Origin of the sequence: Microcoleus sp. FACHB-68, from assembly GCF_014695715.1 — a bacterium.
In the GTDB taxonomy this organism is placed as follows: Bacteria; Cyanobacteriota; Cyanobacteriia; order Cyanobacteriales; family Oscillatoriaceae; genus FACHB-68.
In genome coordinates this window covers 560,654-579,881 of the sequence record NZ_JACJOT010000006.1, presented here as the reverse complement: position 1 = coordinate 579,881, position 19,228 = coordinate 560,654, and the positions used below count along the sequence as shown (strand labels likewise).

Here is a 19,228-nt window from a genome sequence, read left to right as displayed (position 1 = left end):
GTTGTTGCTTTTGGGGCGTTATCGGGGGATTAGGCTGTTAGGAAAAGGGGGTTTCGGCAAGACGTTTGAAATTGATGATGCCGGCACACCAAAAGTTTTGAAATTGCTGCTTACAAGTTATCCCAAGGCTGTTGTATTGTTTAAGCGGGAAGCCGAGGTTCTGAGGCACTTAGATCATCCGGGAATTCCGAAAGTGGAGTCTGAGGGATATTTCACTTGGAAACCCAAAAATAGGTTAGATCCGGTGCACTGTTTAGTCATGGAAAAAATTGCCGGCGAGAACTTGGAAAAATGGCTGCGAGATCGGGGAAATAACCCGATTACAACGGATCTCGCAATTAACTGGTTAAAACAATTAGTAGGAATATTGGGTCAAGTTCATCAACGACAGTGTTTGCATCGGGATATCAAGCCGGCAAACATTATGCTCACCCCAAATGGGCAATTAGCATTAATCGATTTTGGGGCTGTTCGAGAAGTTACAGATACTTATTTGATAAAGGTAGAAGGACAGGATGTTACACAGCTAGTTTCACGCGGTTACACCCCACCCGAACAGTACGAAGGTGCAGCGGTATTTCAATCTGATTTCTATGCACTCGGTCGCACTCTCATCCATTTATTAACCGGCAAACATCCCTGCGATCCGACGCTAAAAGACCCACAAACAGGTGAGTTCAATTGGCGAAATCATGCGCCGGCGGTCTCCAAAGCGCTGGCAGACTTAATTGATCATCTAATAGCTCCCTCTCCACAGGAACGTCCTCGAAATACGCAAGTAATTTTGCAAGAGTTGAAAGCTTGTCAATCTCCCTGGTTGCGTTTTATTCACAAAGGGAAATACTTTAAAGTTACCGCTTTGCTGCTATTAGGGTTATTTAGCATCCGGTTTGGACTGGAGAAACTTGCTTTTGAATACAACGAGCGCGGAGTTGAGCATTACCTTGCCAAGGAGCCGGTTCAGGCGCTTTCAAACTTTAATTTCGCCCTAAAACTTGACCCATACTATGCAGAAGTTTATTACAATCGAGGGGTAATTTATGAAGATTTGCGAGATTTTGACCGCGCTCGCACCGAATACCAAATTGCGGCAAAAGCTGGGATTCCTGAAGCTTACAATAACCTTGCTCGTCTCTATATTTTAAACAAAGACTATACAGCAGCCGTCGATCTCATTGGGCAAGGAATGAAGCAGCCAAATCCCAGCCAACAAAAGAAATATGTTTTGCACAAAAACCTAGGCTGGGCGAGACTAGGGCAACAACGTTACGCAGAGGCTCAAGAAGAACTTCTGATTGCGATGAAGTTATCGCCCAAACGCGCTGCTGCTCATTGCCTGTTGGCACAGGTTCTGGAAGCTCAGGGCGATCACAAAAGTTCGCTTCAGGAGTGGAAAAGCTGTCAGCGTTATGCTTTAAAAGATAGCTCAGACGAGGATACTTGGAAAGGAATGGCAGACCAACGAATTAAACAAGCAGGAAAGAAAAAATGACACATCGGTGGAAATTATATTTTATCCTCGTTCTCGGCTTGGTGCTGACACCGGCACTACGGGGAATCGCTAGCGTTGGCGAACCGTCTGGGGGCGAAACCCAATATTTGGCCCAAAGCGCCGCGCCCGAACAACCGCAGCGCCGGGGAGGTTCGACAATTCCTCCTCGTGGGGATACGAATGCCTTAATTCCCTACATTATCAGCCCTCGCGATACGCTTTTGCTGACAGACAAGCCGGTGTTGCGCTGGAATGCCTCTCCCGGTGCGACAAGTTATCTGGTAAGTGTCAAGACTGATAAAGGTGAGCTGATTTGGGAAACACAGGTGGAGGCAACTGAGGTTGTTTATCCTGGGGAACTGCCTCTGAAATCGGGCGTGAATTATTTAGTCACGGTTAGCGCCGATAATGATCGCTCGTCTGAGGAGGAAGAGGAAGATGTCAGCGAATTGCAATTCAGGTTGCTAGATGAAACTGAACGCCTGCCGGTGCAAACCGAGATCGCACAACTCGAAACACAGGGGTTAGCCGGCACAGAAAAAGCCCTAGCTTTAGCTAAAGTTTACATTAAACACAACCTGAAAGCTGAAGCAATTGATACCCTAGAAGAACTAGGAGCCGGTGGAACTCAACAAGCAGAAGTTTACCGCTGGCTGGGTGAGCAATATATGGGAATTGGACTGCTTCTTAAAGCTGAGTCAAGTTTGCTAAAAGCGGTTGAATTGGGGGCAGCATCTAGCGCTCAGGAACAGCAAGCCATCGTGAAAGCTAAGTTAGGGGAAATTAGTGCTGAACTGGGTAAAAATCAAGAGGCCGTCCGCTGGCTAACAGAGGCACACAATAGCTATAAAGCGATGGGAAATATGGAACGGGCAAGGGAACTTGAGGAACAGTTGAAATCAATAAATCTGTGATGGAAAAAAGTATGCGGTTGCATCTAACAAGTCTGATTGAATTGGTGGTCGCTGGAAGTTTAATCGCCATCACCGGCACCAGTCGGGCACTCGCACAATCGATTGTTCCCGCAGCAGACGGGACGAATACGTTTGTTCTTCCCGAAGGCAACCGCTTCAACATCACCGGCGGATCTAAATCGAGAGATGGGGCCAATCTTTTTCATAGTTTTGAGAAATTTGGCCTCACTCAAAATCAGATTGCCAACTTTCAATCGAACCCTGCAATTCGTAATATTTTCAGCCGAATTAATGGGGGAGACGCCTCTTTTATTAACGGCTTAATTTCAGTTACAGGGGGTCACTCTAACCTTTTCCTAATGAACCCTGCCGGCATCGTCTTTGGCTCAAATGCCCGATTAGACGTGCCGGCCTCCTTTTTAGCCACAACCGCCAGTGGAATTGGGTTTGGCTCAAATTGGTTTAATGCTGAGGGTGCTAATAATTATGCCGCCCTCGTCGGGACTCCCAGCACGTTTGCGTTCACCATGTCGCAACCGGGTGCAGTTCTCAACTTTGGCGATTTGGCGGTTCAACCGGGGCAAAATCTCACTTTGTTAGCCGGCACCACCCTCAGCACCGGCACGCTTTCCGCACCTGGCGGCAATATTACGGTTGCGGCAGTTCCCGGTGAAAGTTTAGTGCGAATCTCGGAAACCGGGATGCTGCTGGGGTTAGATGTGCAACCGTTGAATGCAATAGGCAATCAACCGGGTAATTGGACGCTGCCGGTGGCTTCTTTGCCGCAGCTACTGACAGGAGGCGGCGATATCAATCATGCCAACGATTTTGTCGTTAACAATGATGGAACCGTGCAGCTAGTCGGGTCGGGTATCCGGGTAGATAGTAATGATGTTGTGGCGCGACAGGTAACAGCCGGCACCGCAACTTTAGCAGCCGGTCACAATTTAACGTTAGTCGAGAGCCGGCTTTCTACGACGGGAGACTTAAATTTGCTTGCCGGTGATACATTGCGAGCACGCGATAGCGTCTCAAATCCCTTTGTTGCCAGCGCTGGAGGCCGGCTGCTGGTTCAAGGCAATCAAAATGTTGATATTTTTGCATTAAATAATTCTGGCAGTGGTTTGTATGCCGGTGGCGATCTGGTGCTGCGTTCAAATCAAACTGTCGGAGGTGATGCTCACTATTCCGCAGGCGGCAATTTTAAAATTGAAACATTAGATGGAAAACTCGGAAAATTATTCAGTCCTTATGACCCTGTAATTCGAGCCGGTGGGGATGTCACGTTTGACAGTTATACAGGTGCCTCTCTGCACATTTTCGCAGGAGGTAGTGTCACGATTACAGGAGATGTCACAATTACCGGCCCAGACACTGCGGCGAACTCTATTAACGAAACTTTCAATCTATCAGATGGAACCCCCATTACTATCAATGGTAACGCTGAAGCAACCCTCGATATTCGAGCAGGAACTACGGCATTTGGACTGCCTGGAATTACAGGCGATCCTTCTGGAATAGCACCAGGGCCACCTGATACAAATGGCACTGCAACAAGTGCAAATATTACAATCGGCAGTATCACGAATAATATAGGAGCTATCTTTTTAACCAATCAGTATGCTCCCAACCCATTGGCATTAAGTGGAACAATTACTACGGGGACAATTAATGCAAGTTTTGCACAAGCGGGGCCATTCCCCGGTAGTAATGTCACCATTGATGCACGTAACAACATCATTATTAATGGAGGCATAGCTGCTGATGGTGATGTGGGTGGAAATATCACGCTGATTAGTGGTGGTGATGTCAATGTAGGTAGTCTATCTACCGGCAATCCCGGCACTGTTCCAAACGAACCGGGGATTCGTCTTCAGGCTGCTGGCAATATTACCACTGGTGCAATAAGTACAAACACATGTTGTGACTTTGGGTTCAATATGGGCAATATTACCCTCACCAGCACCGGGGGCACAATTAACACGACTGCCGGCTCTCTAAATACCTTTTCTGAGGGGGGTGGGCAAGGTGGGGCGATTGCCCTTAGCGCCCCCAATGGAATTACGACAGGAAACATCAACGCCAGTGGCACCGTTGGCGTCAATGGCACCGAAGGGGGTGGAAATATTAGCTTCACCGGCCCGGTCATTCTTCCAGCAAATAACTTAGAAATTATAACCGGCCCAAACATCGGCAATATCACTTTTAATAATACGGTTAATGGTAATTCAGCGCTAACACTCACTGCCGGCACAACAGGCACGATTCAATTTAACGATTTTGCCGGCAACCTTATGCCCTTGGGTGGACTAGATATTACCAGCGCCGGGAATATTTTAGTGTCTGGTGGCGTTATTACTGCCAACAGCAACCAAACGTTTAATAGTCCGGTTACTCTCACCGGCAATGCAATTTTTAATGCCGGTGCAGGCACAATTGCATTTAACAATACTCTGACGGCAGATACTAACGCACTAACGCTTTTAGCAAATGAAATTAACCTCTTAGGAGGCGCTAATTCAGTCACTGGCACTGGCAGCGTTACGCTACAGCCTTTCACGCCAAATTGGCCTATCGAAATTGCTGGGGGTGGCGCAACAGCAAATACTTTGAATCTGACATTAGCCGACCTTGCAGCCTTACAGCCCGGTTTTAGCACCATTAATATCGGAGGGGCTACAGCCGGCCCGATTACGGTTGTTAATGATGTGACATTCACCAATCCAGTAAATATTCAAGCGCTAGCAGATTTGGGTTCGATTCTAGCAAATGGGGCAATTACCGGCACAAACGGCGCATCCATCGAGCTACAAGCCACAAATAATATCGACACCGGCAACATTACCGGAACTGCTCAAGGTATCACCCTTACTAGCAATCGTGGTGCAATTAACACGACTGGCGGTTTTATAAATGCTGGACTTGCCGGTGATAGTGGCTTAATTCAAGTGTCTGCTGATAGGAATATTACAACCGGCAATATTACTGGACAAAGTATTACCCTCAATAGCATTAATGGCGACATAAATACAACTGCGGGGCTTCTCAATACTGGGGTTGATGTTAACGCCGGCCCTATTGAACTAACTGCCAATAGCAACATCACGACTGGGGATGTCAGGGCTAATGCCACATTTGGTGGTTCTATCGCCATGACTACCAGCAGTGGCGAAATTAACACCAGTGCCGGTACTCTATCATCTGCCGGTGATGCAATTGGCGGTAATACCACACTCACTTCCTCTAGCAAAATTACTCCCGGCAATATTGACGCGCAAGGAACACTAAGTGGTGAGGGAGGAAATATCCAGCTTAACGGCCCTGTGACGATGCCGGCAACCAACATCAGTCTAACAACTGGCGCAGAAACAGGTAATATCACCTTTAATGACACAATTGATGGGAACATCAACGCAAATTCAGTTCTAACACTCAACGCCGGCACGGCAGGCACAGTTCAATTTAACGGTATTGTCGGCGGCATAACTCCTTTAGGTGGGTTGAACATTCCCACCACTGGAACTGTTGTAGTGGCAGAGGATATCACGACTGCCAACAATGACATCATTTTTAACAGTCCTGTGAGTGTCACAAATAATGCGACATTCAACGCCGGCACCGGCACAATTGCATTCAACAATACCCTAGCAGCCGGCGCAAACGCACTGACTTTAACAGCAGACGAAATTAACTTTTCAGGCGTTGCCAATTCAGTCACCGGCAGCAATTCCATTTTGATGCAACCTTTCACAGCAGCGCGGAATATCGAAATTGCAGGCAATGGTTTAACCGCAAATACTTTGAATCTGACAGCCGGCGAACTTGGCTCTCTCACTGATGGATTTAATTCGATTACCATTGGAGGGGCAAATAGTGCCGGCATCTTGAGTATTGCTAACCCCATCTTATTTAATGACAGCGTAACCCTTGAGTCTTCCAATGGTTCAATCGCAGTTAATGGACTCATTACAGGGGGAGCTAATGCAGCCGTCACGCTCAATGGGCCAACGATTTTAAACGCCGGCATCACTACCGCCGACCAAAATATCACGATTAACGGTAATACCTCCGTTGGTAGCAATGTCACACTCAGCACAGGCGCAGTTGGAGCTGGCAATATCCTCCTTAATGGAACCGTTGATGGCAACAACAACCTAACCCTAGAAGCCGGCACTGGTGATATTAACGTTAATGGCGCTGCCGGCAGCTTCACTCCTTTAGGAAATCTGACATTCAGCAGCGCAAATAATGTCATTACACAAGCAATTAGTGCTAATAGCATTACTCAAACTTCAGGTACCGGCACTACGAATTTCACCGGCGCACTAAACACCAATACTGCTGCCGGTATTAACCTCACAGGCACCAACTTTACCTTTAACAGTCCCGTTACTACCACCAATGCCGGTGGCGTTAATATCACCAACAGCGGTTTACTAAGTATTGCTCCCGCTGCTGATATGACTTTAGCCGGCGCTTTCCTCCAAAATGGTGCGGGGGCAGTTTCCACGGGTGGAGATATCACCGGCAGCAGCATTCAATTCACAAGTCCTTTGACGCTTACGGATAATATTTCTCTCAATACCAGTGCCGGCAACGGTAGCATCCTCTTCAATAACACGGTAGATGGGACAAATCCAGGCGCTCAATCTCTTACCTTAGCAGCCGGCACGGGCAATATTACTTTTGATAGTGCTGTCGGGAGTAACACTCCTCTGGGCAACTTAACAGTCAACAGCGCTAACAACGTTACTACACAGGCAATTACTGCCAATAACATTACTCAAACTTCCGGCACCGGCACTACGAATTTCAACGGCACACTAAACACTAATACTGCTGCCGGCATTAACCTGACAGGTAACAATTTTATTATTAACAGTCCTGTGACGACTGCCAATGGTGGCGGCTTGAGCGTCAACAATAGTGGCACACTAAATATTCCTGCCGGTGCTAACTTAAACCTAGACGGTGCTTTCTCTCAAACCGGCACAGGAGCAGTTTCCACAGGCGGCAGCATTGCCACAAATAACAATAACATTAGCTTTACCGGCCCACTTAATTTAACAAGCGATCTCTCCCTCAATACGGGTGCCGGTAATGGGGACATTACCTTCAATAATACTGTTAATGGTAATCAAAACCTGACTTTAGCAGCCGGTATAGGCAACATCTTCTTTAACAATTCATTGGGAGAAACAGCTCCATTAAATAGTCTAAATGTCAATACTGCTAGCAATGTTTTTCTCAGCAGTAGCGTTAGAACATTGGGCGACATCTTGTTTAACGCCCCCCTGACTCTTCAGAATAGTGTCATGCTAGATAGCAGTGTCGGCAACGGGAATATTGTATTCAATAATACGGTAAATGCCTTGAATTCTGGTGTTCAAGACCTCATTTTATCAGCCGGCACGGGCAATATTACTTTCAATAATTCAGTCGGTAATATTAATCGCTTAGGCGCTCTAACCATTGATAGCGCGGATAATGTCCTAACACAGGCAATTACTGCCAATAGCATTACTCAAACTTCCGACACCGGCACCAGTATATTATTCAATGGAGTGTTAGATACTAACTCGGCTGCCGGTATTAACCTGACAGGCAACAATTTTACTTTTAATAGTCCTGTCACGACTGCTAATAGGGGCGGTATAGGCATCAACAATACTGGCACCCTGAATATTGCTCCTAATGCTGATATGACTTTAGCAGGAGCTTTCCTACAAAATGGTGCGGGTGCAGTTTCCCTTGGGGGAGATATCACCGGCAGCAGCATTCAATTCACAAGTCCTTTGACGCTTACCGATGATATTTCTCTCAATACCAGTGCCGGCAACGGTAGCATCCTCTTCAATAACACGGTAAATGGGACAAATCCAGGCGTTCAATCCCTGACTCTAGCAGCCGGCAACGGCAATATTACTTTTAATAATTCAGTCGGCAATATTAATCGCTTAGGTGAGCTAACCATTAACAGCGCCGGTAATGTACTAACACAGGCAATTACTGTCAATAGCATTACTCAAACTTCAGGCACCGGCACTACCACATTCAATGGAGTATTAGATACTAACTCTGCCGCCGATATTAACCTGACAGGCACCAACTTTACCATTAACAGCCCACTCACGACTGCTAATGGTAGCGGATTGAGCATTAACAATAGTGGCACCCTAAATATTACCGGCAATGCACCCCTGAACTTGGATGGAGCATTCAATCAAACCGGCACAGGATTAGTTTCCATCGCAGGCAATATTACGACAACCAATGACAATATCAGATTGACCGGCCCAGTTAATTTAACAGGTGATCTCTCCCTCAACACGGGTGCCGGCAATGGTGACATTACCTTCAACAATACTGTCAATGGTAATCAAAGCCTGACTTTAGCAGCCGGTATCGGCAACATCTTTTTTAACAATTCATTGGGAGATGCAACCTCATTAAATAGCCTAAATGTCAATAGTGGCAGCAATGTTTTTCTGAGCAATAACGTCAGAACATTGGGCGACATCTTGTTTAACGCCCCCCTGACTCTTAAGAATAGTCTCATCCTAGATAGCAGTGCCGGCAACGGGAATATTACTTTCAATAATACTGTAAATGCAACAAGTTCTGGTATTCAATCCCTGACTCTAGCAGCCGGCAACGGAAATATTACTTTTAATAATTCAGTCGGTAATATTAATCGCTTAGGTGCTCTAACCATTGATAGCGCCGGTAATGTACTAACACAGGCAGTTACTACCAATAGCATTACCCAATCCTCCGGCACCGGCACCACAACTTTTAATGGAGTATTAGATACGATTAGTGCCGCCGGCATTAATCTAACAGGTAACAACTTTACCATTAACAGCCCTGTTACGACTGCTAATGGCGGCGGATTAAGCATTAACAATAGTGGCACACTCAATATTGTCGGTAATGCCCCCCTGAACTTGGATGGAGCGTTCAATCAAACCGGCAGAGGCGGGGTTTCCATCGCAGATAATATTACGACAACCAATGACGATATCAGATTTACTGGACCCGTTACATTAGATGGAACCGTAACATTTAATCTGGGAACGGCAACAATTGCCTTTGGTTCTAGCTTGGCAGCCGGCAGTAATCCGCTGACTTTAACAGCCGGTGAAATTGATTTTACTGGGCCGGTGACGGGTAATAGTACGCTAGTTCTAAGGCCGGCATCTGCCGCTCAAAATATCACACTTGGCGGCACAAGCAATTTAACTTCAGCGCTGGATCTGACAGCAGATGAGTTAACAGCGATAGCCAATGGTTTTAGCTCAATTACTATCGGACACAGGGATGGCAGCGGGACAATTAACTTTGAAAGTGGTGCGCCCGCAGATTTATTTAAAGATCCGTTGACCATTCTCTCTCCTGCCGGCACGCTTAACATAAATGGGTTAATTGGGGCAGTTGATAATGCTTCTGTCACCCTTAATGCCGGCACTATCAATCTCGGAAATAATATTACCACCCAAAATCAAAATATTACCCTTAACGGCAATATATCCCTCAATAATAATGTCGAGTTGAACACCGGCTTGGGCGCAGGTGACATTATTCTCAACGGGTCAGTTAATGGCAGCCGCGAGTTATTCTTGAATGCCGGCATTGGTAATGTCGAGTTTAACGGTATTATCGGACAGCTAAGCCGGCTGGACGTTACTGCACAGAATACGCTGCTGCCACAGGGCGATGATATTACTATTACAAGCAGCAATGGCGACATCCTTTTTAACGGTGCTGTTACCCTCCGAGGCAAAACAAGATTTGATGCCGGCACTGGCACAGTTGGATTTACAAACACTTTAACGGCGGGTAGCAACGATCTCACACTAACCGCAGACGAGATTAACTTTACAGCAATCACCGGCAGCGGTAATCTTGTACTGCAACCGACAAGTTTAAATCTAGATATTGCAATCGGCGGGTCTAGCGATACGAATGGTTTAGACTTGACTGCCGCAGAAATTAACGGCCTGCAAGATGCGTTTAATTCTATTATTATCGGGCGAGAAGATGGCAGCGGCGCTGTCAGAATTCTAAATGATGTGACATTCAATAGCCCACTAACCGTTCAGTCTCCAATGGGGTCAGGTTCTATCACGGCAAATGGAGCAATTGCCGCCAGAGGAATTGAACTAGAAGCCGGCAATAATATCACCACGGGCAATATTACTTCGGCTAGAAATATTTTTATCACAAGTAATCGTGGCGAAATTGATACCAGTGCCGGCACGCTTAATACCTCCTCTGGTGATGAAGTTAGGCTAACTGCGGCTGGCAATATTAGATCGGGTGACATTATTTCTTCACCGGCAGTGGGTGCCGGCGGTGATATTCGACTCAGTAGCAACAATGGCAGCATCAGCACAGGACGGTTAAATGCTAGTTCTACAGATGGCGATGGAGGTAATGTTGAAGTAAGCGCGACGGGCGAGATTAAAACCGGCAACATTACCACTCATTCTGATAGCAATGCCGGGGGTAATATTACCCTGCAAAGCCAGAGAGGTGCGATTGTAAGCGGCAACCTGGATGCGTCAGGAAACACGCAAGGTGGGGAAATCAAAGTTCTCTCGCCTATCCAAATTACTGCCGCAGAGATCAATTCCAGTGCTCGCATAGGCAATGCCGGCAATGTTACTCTCGACCCCGAAGGTGATATCCAGGTTAGCTTTATTAACGCGCAAGGTGGGACTCAGGGTGTCGGCGGTGTGGTTGACATTACAACCCAAAGGTTTTTTGGGGCAAGTGGGACGTTTATAGATAGAAATGGCATAATTTCCAGCATTTCCACTGCCGGCGGAGCGGGAGGAGGCCAAATCACGATCCGGCACGGGGGTGGCCCAAATATTCCCTTTGTTGTGGTGGGTGGGGTGACAAATGGAACTGCCGGCAACATCACAACTGGCGCTCAGGTTGGAGAAACGGTTCAGCCTGGAGATTATTTCGGGCCGTTTACCCAAGGAATTGTGGGAGTGATTACTGGGCCGGTTTCACCCGAAACTCCAGAAGAAATCCCCGAAACACCTGAAATTCCCGAAATCCCAGAAACACCAGAAACACCAGAAACACCAGAAACACAGCAACCGCCAACATCGGTTCCCACTCCAACACTGACGCCGGTTCCATTTCAGGGATCAACTCCAATACCGACAGGCGGGATAGGTGTTCCATCTCAGGGATCAACTCCAACACTGACTTTCCTTCCGAACCAACCAGAGGCAGAATTAGACAACATTGGTAACTCAAGAGACACTGAAAAAGTATTTTTTGAGTCTACAAAAATTCGTACAAAGGTAGATACCTCTGGAGAAAGAGCAACACTCGCTTTTGATACAACTCCGCAACTGCGTCAAAATTTAGAGCAGGCGCTCAAAGCTGGAAAATTAGACCTAGCAGTATCGCTGATTGAACAACTTAGGGCTGAGGAATTTAAAAATTACTTTGGGGAAAACTTTGGCGACAACACTGCTTTAGCCGAGTCGGAGCAAGGTATAAACCCTGGAAACACCGCAGAAGCAGTGTCTATTGAAGAAATCCAAAAAACCCTCACAGAACTGACAGATCAAACCGGCAGAACGCCTGCGGTTGTTTATGTTTTTGTTCAGCCAGAACAACTCTATTTGATATTAGTTGGCCCTAAAAGCAAGCCGGTTCTCATAACTTTACCGGAAGCTAATCGTGGGGCGCTACTCAAAATGGTACAAGCGTTTCGCTTACAAGTTAGCAATCCGCAAAAAAGTCAGACAACTGAGTATCTGGCATCATCCCAAAAACTGTATCAGTGGCTAATCGCCCCTCTGGAAGCAGAACTGGCAGCGCAAGGGATAGACACACTGGTTTTCTCTTTAGATACAGGAGTGCGTTCGCTGCCGGTTGCTGCCTTGCACGACGGAGAAAAGTTTTTAGTGGAAAAGTACACAATTGGCTTAATTCCGAGCATTAATTTGGTTGATACGCGTTATGCGGATATTCGGAATTTCCACGTTTTGGCAATGGGAGCCTCACGCTTTAGCGACCAAAAAGCCTTGCCATCGGTGCCGGTGGAATTGTCTATGATTACCAAGCAATTATGGGAAGGAAAATCTTTTCTTAATGAGGCTTTCACCTTAGAAAATCTTAAGTTAGAACGCGCGAAAGAACCTTTTGGGATTATTCACTTAGCAACACACGGGCAATTTCAGCCGCGTTCACCGGCTCATTCTTATATTCAATTATGGAATTCCCAGCTACGGTTAAATCAATTGCGTCAGCTCGGATGGAACGAACCGCCGGTAGAGTTATTGGTACTGAGTGCCTGCCGCACCGCATTGGGGGATGAACAAGCAGAGTTAGGCTTTGGGGGTTTAGCGGTTGCAGCCGGCGTGAAGTCGGCGCTAGGGAGTTTGTGGTATGTTTCAGACTTAGGAACTTTAGGACTGATGAGTGAGTTTTACCAGCATTTAAAGACTGCGCCCATTAAGGCGGAGGCGCTGCAACAAGCGCAAATTGCCATGATTCAAGGTCGTGTGCGGGTTGAGGGAAATCAATTACATTGGTCGGTTTCTGAATCCAAAAGCGTGCCGGTGCCGGCAGAATTAGGCCGGCAAGAAGATCAAGATTTCTCACATCCCTACTACTGGGCAAGTTTTACCTTAATTGGCAGTCCTTGGTAATCAATTTTGCTCGTTGTTGCAAAGATGCCAAAAGCCAAGTTTTACCTTTTTGACTGTTTGCAGTACGATAATCCTAGTTTGATGCATTAAATATTTTCAGATTTCTCTCCATCTTTTAATCAATGAATTGGTTTTTCACAGCCCTCGCAGCCGGAGTAACAAGCTTTGTTGCTACCAACATAGATGACATCATTATTTTGATGTTGTTTTTTTCCCAAATGAACGAGAAGTTCCGTCCCCGACATATTATTATCGGTCAGTACCTAGGTTTCACCGTACTTATTCTTGCCACTTTGCCCGGTATTTTGGGGGGATTAGTTATCCCTAAAATGTGGACTGGGTTATTGGGATTACTTCCTATTATTATCGGTATTAAACAGTTACTGAGCCGGGAAAATGAATCTTTGGAAGTGCAAGCCGTTTCCGATGAGTTGAACCAAGTTCCAAATCGCAACCCGATAGTAGCTGCACTTACTAAGCTTATAAGCACCCAAGCTACCAATGTTGCTGCGGTCACCGTGGCGAATGGAGGGGATAATATCAGTATTTATATCCCGTTATTTGCCAGTAATAATCTGGTTAGTTTAGGAGTCATTCTCGGTATTTTTTATATTCTCATCGGAGTTTGGTGCGCTGTTGCTTACTTGTTAACTCGCCAGCCGGCTGTTGCCAAAATTTTAACGCGTTACGGCAATGCTATTTCGCCCTTTGTGCTGATTGGCTTGGGTATTTTTATCTTGATTGAAAGCGGTAGTTACCGGCTCATCCCGCTGTTTCAGTAAATTTCTCTCGAAACTCTCTACTTAACTGGGCAAATCCTCTCAATTTTCTTTGCCTTTAGCAAGTTTACTCAAATTGAGCAATTTTGCCCCACCTTCACCAATAATTAGGGGTGGCTCACCATTCCATTTTTCGATTGCTTGCTTAAGCAGGAGTTCTGAAGTCAAAGTCTCGCGCAACAAACTTTGCGCCTCAGCCTCTCCTCTTGCTAGATTTACCTTAACCTCTGCGTCTTTTAATGCTTTCATCACGACAAATCCCGCTTTTTTAGCTTCCTGTTCGGCAATTTGTTTGGCTTCTACCGCATCGCTAAATCGCTGAGAAAAGTGGACGTGTACTAAAGAGATATCATCAACTCGAATGTGATAGCCGGTTAGGCGTTCAGTTAAAGAATTATCTACCCCAGCTTTGACTTCACCTCGCTTGGTAATAATTTCTTCAGCCGTGTATTTTGCCATGACTGCCTTAAGCACTTCTTCAACGGCTGGGTTAATAATTCGCTCAACAACAGCGTTCTCGTCTCCAACTTGTTGAAAAACAGCATTGGCTTCCTCTGGCACAATATGCCAATTCAGCGCTACATCAGTGAAAACCTCCTGAAGATCCTTAGAGGAAGCTTCAGCCGAACTTTCCTGTTTTTGCACTCGAACACTTAACTTTTTGACAGTATTAACAAGCGGGATAACTGCGTGAATTCCTTCTCCCAGGATTCTTTCTTCCACTTTACCAAACTGCATCAGCACCCCTCTTTCCCCAGCATTGACAATTACAAAAGGGTTGAAAAGGATAACGACCAGAAATAAAAGTAAAGCCAGTGTACCGGGATTATATAGAGTTTTCTTTTTTGTCATAACTGAGTTTAAAGCTTTTCAATACAATTAAGGCTGCAAAACTTACAGCGCCACCTTCTGCCGGCAAATCGGTATGTCAGCCGAGGGATGGTACAGCATCAGTTGAGTATGCCAGCTCAAAGCGACAATTTAGCGTCCCATTCATTTGCCTTGGTGTGCTTTACATCAAAACAGAGCTGGTGAAAGCTCGTTGCAGCAAGCTTTTGAGCGACTTGCTCCCGAAAGGTTCGTGAAAAGCACTCTTAGCAGCCTACTAGACTTTTACGGGGCTTTAAGATTAAACTACGATAATCCTACCAAAATAGTGTACTTTAATAAAGTACCATAAACTTAAGCAGAATGAGACAAGCGATCCCCAAGCAGCAGTTGTAACAGACTGCTTAAGAGGGTTGTAACTCAGCATTCTGCCTGGTTTTCCCTTGGTCAATAGGTTTTCAGAAACAGACACAATTTAGAGATTGCGAATGTTAGTTTATGACTCACAGCACAACTTGCTGCTATTTTTCCCCGAGAAAAATAGCTTTTGAATCAACCCGGTGAGTTTTAGTCAACCTCAACGGTAAATGACCCTAAGCGTTCACACACTGGAAGAATCAAATATATGTTGAAAAAACTTAGAGGCGGATTCTTACTGATCATTGGATATTTGCTGTCTCCCCTATGCTGGTGGAATGATCTTTTTTTCAATTTGCCCATTGCCTATTTTTTTGGGTATGTATGCAGTTGGTTTTCTCCGAACTTATTACTACCCTGCTCGATTATCGGGTACTGGGTTTCTAATATTGTCGGGATTCTTTTAATGCAATTTGGGACGGTAGATATTTTTCAAAAGCAACCTGAAGAACGTAATTTGAAAAAACAGTTACTGACGGGTATGGTGTCTTCAACGATTTATACCATTGCAATTTTGGCATTGATTCAGTTAAAAATTCTCGATGCTCCTGTTTTATTTTCCTTTATTGGGAAGAATGATTCAATGCCATTTTAGTAGTAAAGATGAGGAAAGCCTATTAAGTAGACGCTCCTTCCTTTGAGCTAGAATTATCGGGAAAAGGCAATGTTAACAACTGTTCAAAAGCTTTTGAAAGGCGAGTTTGAAAGCGCTGCCGATGCTTCAATTTTAAAAATGGCCGGACTATTTCTGCATTCACATGAGAGCCGTTTCTATTATCGATGACTCGCATCGCCCGGAGAGTGCCAAGCTGTAATTCTTTTTTAACCATTAATTCAGAAATTGCAGCAGCGCCAACACCTCGTTCAATAACGGCCTTCACCATCTCGCCGCTGTTCAAAATTATAATTGTATTGAGTTCGCTTGGCTCAATCCCCCAATTATGTAAGACTTCTTCAAAGCTTTGCTGTGTTCCCGATCCAGACTCGCGCATCACCCAATCTGCTGTAACCAATTCTGTTAAAAGGATTTCTGTACGTTCAAACCAAGGATGAGATTTACCAACAACAATTACTAACTTATCTCTGGCGACAACTTCTTGCTCTAAACTAATCTTAAGGGAAGGTTTGACCTCTCCTTCTACCAAACCCAAATCAAACAATCCTGTCGCCGTTCCCTCACAAATTGCTTCTGTATTTGCGAGAGTGCAGTCAACGAAAATGCCAGGATACCGGCGCTTAAACTGGCTAATTTTTTCGGGTAACCAATAGTTACCAATGGTGAGACTCGAACCCAACTTCAACTCTCCCCGTTGCAGATCGTTCAATTCTTTTAAACCGCGCTCTGCTAAAGCAACTTGGTCAAGAATTTTCTGTGCTTCCACCTGTAACAATTGCCCAGCCTCAGCGATCTCTATGTGGCGACCGATTCGATGAAACAATTTCACGCCGTATTCCTGCTCTAAATTTTGAATCGCCGCGCTGACAGCCGGCTGGGTGATGTAAAGCGCCTCCGCAGCACGGGTAAAGTGCAGGTGTTCCACTACAGCTAGAAAAATTCGCAACTGATCTAGCGTCATGCCGGCCATCTGTGAGACTCCTAAAACCTTGGGTTCACTGTTCAATCATTTCTATTTATCATAACGACAAAAAAGAACATTTGATTCTATTGCTTGGCTTGCGTAGAGTAAATTCAAGCCTTTATGAAAGGGTTGAGCTGAGGTAGTTCCGCAAAGTTCAATTCCAGTGAACAAGCAAGTGTGTTACTGCGTAACACTTCGCCAACGGCACTGAAGGTAAACCTGTACGTTTAGAAAATGCTGTATGACCAGTGAAATCCGATTAAATCAGAGTGCTCATGGCTTAAGGTCACAATGTCTGCCTTATAAGGAAGTCCTGGCACAATCATTTGCCGTCATCGCACCCACCACAACACCGGCTGCGAATTTAGGTTTAATCTTCGCCATGTCAGGAAACGGTACGTGGTTGAGTTTCCTGCTGGGAATGATGGGGCTAGTCTTTGTCAGTGTCAACATTAACCAATTTGCCAGCCGTTCTGCTTCTCCCGGTTCGCTGTACTCTTACATCGCCAAAGGTTTGGGACCCACTGCCGGCGTCCTTTGCGGGTGGGGTTTAGTTCTGGCTTATCTATTTACAGGGATGGCCGTTTTGTGCGGTTTTGCCAACTTTAGCGAAGTGTTGATGGGTCATTTGGGAATTCATATTTCCAGCATCACGCTATTAGCAATTGGCGCTGGACTCTCTTGGTATATGGCTTGTAAAGATATCCAGCTATCCGCCACAACCATGCTGATCATCGAGGGCGTTTCTGCCGGCTTAATCTTGGTCTTAGGGATTATTGTTTGGGCGCATAAAGGCTTCGCATTTGACCCCGCTCAACTGACTTTGCAAGGCGCGACTCCTGGAGGAGTGGCGATGGGACTTGTCTTAGTTGTATTCGGTTTTTCAGGGTTTGAAAGCGCGACTTCATTAGGAGATGAAGCAAAAAAACCGCTTTCAACGATTCCCAAAGCTGTGATGTCCAGCACGATTCTGACAGGTCTGTTTTTCATCATGATGGCTTATGTGGAAGTGCTGGGATTTAGCGGCAGTTCCGCGTCTCTGGCTGACAGCGAAGAACCGCTAACTTTTTTAGCGAATGAAGCGGGAGTTGGTCTTTTAGGAGAGTTAATTAGCCTCAGCGCACTGCTGTCGTTCTTCGCTTGTGTTCTCGGCAGTATTAATCCGGCTGCCAGAGTGTTCTTTATGATGGCACGTCACGGTTTGTTTCACACTTCTTTGGGTGAAGCGCATAAGTCAAATAAAACGCCTTACGTCGCGATCACGATGTCATCGCTCATTACATTCCTGGTGCCGGCAACGATGTCTCTGTTCGGCCTCAAGCTGTTTCAAAGTATGGGCTATCTGGGGACAATTTGCACCTACGGATTTTTGCTCGTTTACATTCTGATTTCTATCGCTGCACCTGTTTATCTCTACCGGCTGGGAAAACTGCGGCCTTTAGATGTGGTGTTCTCACTGTTAGGGGTTGGATTTATGATGATTCCCGTTTTGGGGACGGTGGGAATCCCTGGTAGCGAGCTTTTTCCAGTGCCAGAGTACCCTTACAACGTGTTTCCGTTTCTGTTCCTAATGTACTTACTTGTCGGTTGTGGGTGGTTTATTATGCAAAGATTACGCTCTCCGGAAATAGTTGAAGAAATGGAAGAAGCGATTGATGCGATTCACGTCAGATTTAACGAGCCAGAAAAATTTTAACAAAGTTGCTTGCTGGCTTAAAAAGCCGGGGAAACCCCACAGCCTAAACGTGTACAGATTTGACTTTGAAAATCAGGACAGGCAGAAATGAGCGAGTTAATCACTGCAATTCCCACAGGGTTAGCAGCCTTCACGGCGACCAATATTGATGACATTCTTATTTTGACGCTGTTTTTCGCCCAAGTGAATGCGACGTTCCGCCGGCGGCACATTGTGATCGGTCAATATTTAGGCTTCAGCGCACTATTGGCGGCGAGTCTTCCCGGTTTTTTTGGCAGCTTTATCGTCCCGCACGCTTGGATTAAACTCCTTGGTTTAGTGCCTCTTGCAATCGGTATCAACACTTTGCTTGCATCCGATGAAGAAGATTCACCGGAAGCTGAGATAGATATTGAGCAATCTAAATCTTCTTCTGTTGCCGGATTTCTTTCTCCTCAGACTTACAGTGTAGCTGCGATTACAATTGCGAATGGCAGTGACAATATTGGCGTTTACGTTCCACTATTTGCCAGTAGCGAATGGGAAAGTCTTTTGATAATTTTGGGCATATTTTTGACAATGGTTGGAGCTTGGTGCTATGCTGCTTATAAATTAACAACACTGCCGGCAATCACTCATCTCTTAACGGGTTACGGTAGTAGTTTGGTTCCTTGTGTCTTGATTGGATTAGGCGTTTTCATCGTCAAAGAAAGTCTTGCTTTAACTTTACTCGCTCTCGCTGCTAGTTACGTCTGGTTGGTAACTGTGGGCAGAAATAATGAGGGTTCACCGGAAGTGGAAAAAAATTAGAGCCGGTGAAAACAGAACCCTTATCAGCTTGCTCTTTGAAGCAATTGCGAA

Annotated in this window: 9 protein-coding genes; 7 read left to right on the top strand and 2 right to left on the bottom strand. The window is 45.7% G+C overall.

From position 1 onward, the window contains the following. The first annotated feature begins 10 nt into the window (after positions 1-10). The 4 genes from H6F73_RS06950 (at position 11) to H6F73_RS06935 (ending at position 13,870) form a co-directional block, all read left to right on the top strand. Complete coding sequence (locus tag H6F73_RS06950; protein ID WP_242072358.1) at positions 11-1,492, top strand: serine/threonine-protein kinase; 1,482 nt, start codon at positions 11-13, stop codon at positions 1,490-1,492. Beyond that, entirely contained in the window at positions 1,489-2,406 is a 918-nt protein-coding gene (locus H6F73_RS06945; protein WP_190758038.1) for a hypothetical protein, read from the top strand. Before H6F73_RS06950 ends, H6F73_RS06945 begins: the two co-directional genes overlap by 4 nt. Continuing rightward, positions 2,406-13,088: a CHAT domain-containing protein gene (locus H6F73_RS06940; protein WP_206754741.1), complete on the top strand. Its 10,683-nt coding sequence runs from the start codon at positions 2,406-2,408 to the stop codon at positions 13,086-13,088. Before H6F73_RS06945 ends, H6F73_RS06940 begins: the two co-directional genes overlap by 1 nt. 122 nt (positions 13,089-13,210) lie before the next feature. Continuing rightward, the gene (locus H6F73_RS06935) at positions 13,211-13,870 is read left to right on the top strand and encodes a cadmium resistance transporter (RefSeq protein ID WP_190758036.1); all 660 of its coding nucleotides are present in this window, start codon (positions 13,211-13,213) and stop codon (positions 13,868-13,870) included. A 39-nt stretch (positions 13,871-13,909) separates the two neighbouring features. On the opposite strand, the gene H6F73_RS06930 is transcribed toward H6F73_RS06935, so the two are convergent. Then, entirely contained in the window at positions 13,910-14,719 is an 810-nt protein-coding gene (locus H6F73_RS06930; protein ID WP_190758035.1) for a prohibitin family protein, read from the bottom strand. 601 nt (positions 14,720-15,320) lie between these two features. On the opposite strand from H6F73_RS06930, the gene H6F73_RS06925 reads away from it, so the two are divergent. Beyond that, positions 15,321-15,707: a hypothetical protein gene (locus H6F73_RS06925; protein ID WP_199330442.1), complete on the top strand. Its 387-nt coding sequence runs from the start codon at positions 15,321-15,323 to the stop codon at positions 15,705-15,707. 22 nt (positions 15,708-15,729) lie between these two features. Here H6F73_RS06925 and H6F73_RS06920 read toward each other — a convergent pair whose 3' ends face one another. Continuing rightward, positions 15,730-16,734: a LysR family transcriptional regulator gene (locus H6F73_RS06920; protein ID WP_242072357.1), complete on the bottom strand. Its 1,005-nt coding sequence runs from the start codon at positions 16,732-16,734 to the stop codon at positions 15,730-15,732. A 199-nt stretch (positions 16,735-16,933) separates the two neighbouring features. On the opposite strand from H6F73_RS06920, the gene H6F73_RS06915 reads away from it, so the two are divergent. Both H6F73_RS06915 and H6F73_RS06910 read left to right on the top strand, forming a co-directional pair. Then, positions 16,934-18,388 (top strand): APC family permease, encoded by a 1,455-nt coding sequence (locus H6F73_RS06915; RefSeq protein ID WP_190758034.1) that lies wholly within the window; start codon positions 16,934-16,936, stop codon positions 18,386-18,388. A gap of 87 nt (positions 18,389-18,475) precedes the next feature. Then, entirely contained in the window at positions 18,476-19,177 is a 702-nt protein-coding gene (locus tag H6F73_RS06910) for a cadmium resistance transporter (protein ID WP_190758033.1), read from the top strand. Positions 19,178-19,228: the final 51 nt, after the last annotated feature.